The organism is Polynucleobacter sp. 39-46-10, assembly GCF_002282275.1.
In genome coordinates, this window is sequence record NZ_NCJB01000438.1 from 1 (window position 1) to 1,632 (window position 1,632).

2 protein-coding genes are annotated in these 1,632 nt (G+C 45.8%); both read left to right on the forward strand.

All coding sequences use genetic code 11. The features are described 5' to 3' along the window. Positions 1-1,230: aldehyde dehydrogenase family protein (locus B7X71_RS16565; protein WP_293601544.1), on the forward strand; the 1,230-nt coding region annotated here is incomplete at its 5' end. A 65-nt stretch (positions 1,231-1,295) separates the two neighbouring features. Next, the coding region (locus B7X71_RS16570) for a class I adenylate-forming enzyme family protein (protein ID WP_293601545.1) at positions 1,296-1,632 on the forward strand (337 nt) is incomplete at its 3' end.

Sequence of the window (1,632 nt, forward strand, 5' to 3'; positions counted from 1 at the left end):
GTTGAGGACAAGTTTAAAAAGAATTTTCGTAAAACCTTAGGCTTGGTACGTGACCTCCAAAAGGCTAAAACAGTTGGCATGATCGCCCATGATCCGCTGACAGGTATTACTGAGTACGCAAGGCCGGTGGGGGTTGTGGCTGCAATTACGCCATCCACCAATCCAGGCGCCACTCCGATTAATAAAATACTCAATGCCTTAAAGTGCCGTAATGCCGTTGTCATAGCGCCATCTCCAAAGGGACTTACTACTTGTGCACGCTTATTGCAGTTTGTTCATGCGCAATTGGATTTGGTCAAGGCTCCTAGAGATTTGGTGCAGATGTTGCCAGACCCGATCACAAAAGATGCTACTCATGAATTGATGAGGCTGGCTGATTTAGTGGTTGCGACTGGCTCCCAGGCAAACATTCGGGCTGCCTACACTTGTGGCACTCCTGCCTTTGGGGTAGGTGCTGGCAATGTGCTCGTCATGATTGATGAGCATGCCAATCTAGATAGTGCGGCTCAAAAAATTGCTCAATCGAAAACTTTTGATAACGCTACTAGCTGTTCAAGTGAAAATGGCGCCGTATTACTCGATTCAATTTATGATGCCGCTATTGCTGCATTGGAGCGGGCAGGCGGAGTCATGTTAGATGCTGCTGATAAGCAACGCCTTCATGAGGTAATGTTCAACAACGGTAAGTTAACTTCAACTCTAACAGCGCAATCGCCAGCAGTCATTGCGGAGCGAGCAAAATTGCAGCACCCCAAAGCCAGTAGCGCACGTTTTTTCATGGTTGAAGAAACCGGCTTTGGTCCAGATGCTCCATTTTCAGGTGAAAAGCTGAGTCCGATTCTCACAGTTTGGCGCGCACCGGATTTTCAATCGGCTAAAGAATTAATCGCACATGTCTACTCTTTCCAAGGGGCAGGACATTCAGTTGGTTTACATACTGCCAGTAGTGGAGCAGTGATGGAGGGTAGGGCTGATGATTTGGCAAGCCACTTGCCAGTTGCACGGATCATAGTCAACCAAGCTCACGCTATTGCTACCGGAGGTAGTTTTGAAAATGGCCTACCATTCTCTTTATCTATGGGTTGCGGTACTTGGGGAAAAAATAATTTCTCCGATAACATGAACTATCGTCATTATCTCAACACCACTCGCATTGTTAGACCGATTACTGAAAAGGTGCCCATGGTCGAGGACTTGCTGGAAAATTATTTCAGTCAGTTTCCAAAATAATCCGTATTAGCACTAACTTAATCTCGCTCAATATAGTGGATACATTTAGCACTAACAGCGCTAGCATGGCGCAAGTCTTAAGCCGTTGGGCTCAAACTCAACCTGATCATGCATTGTTATATGCGCCAGAGACTGATCAAACATTATCTTATGGTCAGATGGCAATTGAGGCCGAGAATTTTATGGGTTGGCTCCAAGAACATCAGATCAGTGCTGCTGGTCATGTTGGCATATTTATGCACAATGGCCGCCAAACGACAACGGTTTTTATTGCCACTATGGCATCTGGTCGCGTGGTTACTCCACTCAATTTATTGGCACCTGTGGATCAGCTGGCATGGGTTTTAGATCACAGTGATATTGAGGTTTTATTTTATGCTCCAGAAAACAAGCAAAGCTTAT